The organism is Brachyspira sp., from assembly GCF_050873525.1.
Lineage (GTDB): Bacteria > Spirochaetota > Brachyspiria > Brachyspirales > Brachyspiraceae > Brachyspira.
The window spans coordinates 1-2,782 of the sequence record NZ_JBNMIZ010000284.1 but is presented as its reverse complement, the minus strand read 5'-3'; the positions used below and the strand labels follow the sequence as shown (position 1 = coordinate 2,782).

The following is a 2,782-nucleotide window of genomic DNA, read 5'->3' as shown; positions in this document are numbered from 1 at the left end:
CTATAAAGGAGAAAAAAATGATTTTTAGAGTATATTCTTTATATCCAACCTAACTTTTAAGAATTGCTTTATAAAATAAAAAAAATAAAAAAATAAATATTAAAAAAATAAAATTAAAAATAGGAGAAAAATTATGCTTGGAAGTTTTTTAAATGAAATAACATCTAAATTACCAGAAGTAAATAGGAAAGATAAAGAAATTTATTTGAAAGATAAAATAGATGAAAAAACTTTAAATGACATTTTAATAAAAGTAGGATTGATTTCTATCGAAATAAAGAATTCGGAAAAATCTGAAATATATTACAAATTTTCATTATATGGTAGTAATCCTGATAAGTCTGGATTGAGAGATTTTGTTCTTGGAAGCCATATAAAATTAGACGCTGAAAAATCAAGCATCTGTATTTATGGTTATAACGAAAATATTATTTCAGGAATGAAAAAAATACTTTTTAAAGAAAAAATATTGGACGAAATATATGACAAATCTGAAGAATATAAAAAGAACCCCGAAAAATACGAAGCGAATACGGACGATATTATAGAAAAAATTGAAGAAAAAAATACCGAACCGTATAATTTATTTATTATCAAACATTTTATAAAATTTGTTATGGATAAATATAAAGAAGAAAATATTTCGTCTGAAGATAATTCTACAAACGAAAATATTGAAAATACGGAAGATACAAAAAATATAAGTAATAATCCGTTTATTAACGATGGAGAATAAAAATTAAAAATGAAACCGCTCGATTAATCGATTTGCGATTTTGAAAGCGGTTTATAATAAAAATAGAAAGGAGATTAAAAATGAAAGAAGAATATAAAAACGAAGAATACGAAGAAGAAAACGAAATTGAAAAATTGGAATTATTAAACGAAGAAAGCAAATTAACCAAAAATATGGCAAAAGATTTGAATAAACAAATTTCCGCTATAAATAAGTTTTCCGAGTTTGCCGATTTTCTGCCCGAATCCATTACGGAAGAATTGAATAAACAGGGAAAAATTCTAAACGAGCTTACTTCGATTATTAATAGAGAATATATTGACGAAGAAGAAATTGAGGAAATATTGGACAGACAAAATAAAGCGATTAAAGAATTTACTTCAAAAATGAACGAAGAAAATTTTATGTCGGGTTATGAAGGAGCGGTTATTCGGCTTGAAACGGAAATTAAATGTTTTTCTTTCGATTATAATATTGAAACGGATTTTTTAGATATTCCAAACGGACTCGATTTTTCAGAATTCGATATTCCCGAAGAGATTAAACCTTATCTTGAAAGAGGAGAATATCAATCGGTTTACGCTTTTAATATTCCCGTAGGTTTGAAACCTTATTTTGAAGAATATATAAAAATGACGGAAACTTCGGGATATTTCAAATTAAAAGAAAACGGCTATATTGTAAAATTAACTTATTCCTACGAAGACGAACCGAATAAAATTTATGTCGCCGATATTATAGAGCCAGAATCGAGAGAGATTACCGACAAATTCACGGAAGAAGAAAAAGAGAAATTGGAAGATAATCCTTATATAGATTACGATTTTATAGTCGAATCCGAAGAAGAGGATTAAAAAATTAAAATTAATTAAATTAAAAAATTAAAATTTAAAATGCCAAAGGCACGCCGATGGCTAGGAGAATTAAAATTTAATATAGTTCCAAACTCGCATTATGTTTTACAAAAATTATTAATTTCAATTTTGACAAATTAAAATATTCTGTTATAATATTCTTATGGTTGAAAAAGATTTTAAAGTCCTTAACGATTATTTTATGCGCTACCTACTCGCAAAAGAAGACAGCCAAAATATTCTTAAAGATTTGATTAATTCCGTGCGAATTGACGCTGGACAAGAAGGCTTTGAAGAAGTAACTATTTTAAATACTTTCAACTTAAAGGAATCGATTAATGGAAAAGAGACGATTGTCGATGTTAGAGCGAAAACGAAAAGCGGAGAAACAGTTATTATTGAAATTCAAAGAGTAGGCAATAAATCTTTTATTTATCGAGGACTTTACTATTGGGCAAAAAGCTATACTGCAAATTTGAAAGCAAAAAATAAATACGAAGATTTAAATCCCGTGATTAGCATTAATATTTTAGATTTCAATTTAACTGAAAATAAAGATAAACCTCACAGCTGCTATTTTATTAAAGAATATGATACAAATGAAATATTGACTAACCATTTTGAAATGCACTTTTTGGAACTTAAAAAATTTAATGAAAAAACAAAATTATACAAACCGCTTGCGGATTGGTTTAAATTTTTGAATATTAAAAAAGATTTGGAGGAAACGATGAAAGTTTTAGTTGAGAAAAATCCCATAATGAAAGAGATTTACGATAAGTATAATAAGTTTGTAAAAAATGACGATTTGACTGAAGGCTATACGGAATGGGAAGAGAATTATTTTAGAATGCTCACTTTAAGTGAAGAAAGATTGCAAGGAAAACTTGAAGGAATAAAAGAAGGCAGACATGCCGAACAAATCTCAATGGCAATTGCAATGAAAAAAGATGGAGCGGATATTAATTTAATCTCAAAATACACTGGATTAAGTATTGAAGAAATTCGCAAATTGTAACTATATGATAAATTATATAAACATAATGGCGAATTTTTTTCAATTTTTTTAATATTAGCTATTGATATTTTTTATTTTTTAGTGTAATATTTCAGTTATTATTTAATAAAAAATTAATAATGAAAGGAAAAATAATGCGGTTACCTTCAGAAAATACTATGCATTATATTGCAT

General features: G+C 26.5%; 3 protein-coding genes. All 3 read left to right on the top strand.

Features of this window, described 5'->3' with window-relative positions:
* Positions 1–133: 133 nt before the first annotated feature.
* Positions 134–736, top strand: coding sequence for a hypothetical protein (locus tag ACR0QS_RS12580; protein WP_432633799.1), 603 nt, complete (start codon positions 134–136; stop codon positions 734–736).
* An 80-nt stretch (positions 737–816) separates the two neighbouring features.
* Entirely contained in the window at positions 817–1,590 is a 774-nt protein-coding gene (locus tag ACR0QS_RS12575; RefSeq protein WP_432633798.1) for a hypothetical protein, read from the top strand.
* A gap of 163 nt (positions 1,591–1,753) precedes the next feature.
* Positions 1,754–2,608: an Rpn family recombination-promoting nuclease/putative transposase gene (locus tag ACR0QS_RS12570; RefSeq protein WP_432633797.1), complete on the top strand. Its 855-nt coding sequence runs from the start codon at positions 1,754–1,756 to the stop codon at positions 2,606–2,608.
* Positions 2,609–2,782 lie beyond the last annotated feature (174 nt).

What these genes read in the sequence shown, in the direction of transcription:
- ACR0QS_RS12580 (WP_432633799.1), top strand. Translation starts at nt 134, where the DNA reads ATGCTTGGAAGTTTTTTAAATGAAATAACATCTAAATTACCAGAAGTA.
- ACR0QS_RS12575 (WP_432633798.1), top strand. Translation starts at nt 817, where the DNA reads ATGAAAGAAGAATATAAAAACGAAGAATACGAAGAAGAAAACGAAATT.
- ACR0QS_RS12570 (WP_432633797.1), top strand. Translation starts at nt 1,754, where the DNA reads ATGGTTGAAAAAGATTTTAAAGTCCTTAACGATTATTTTATGCGCTAC.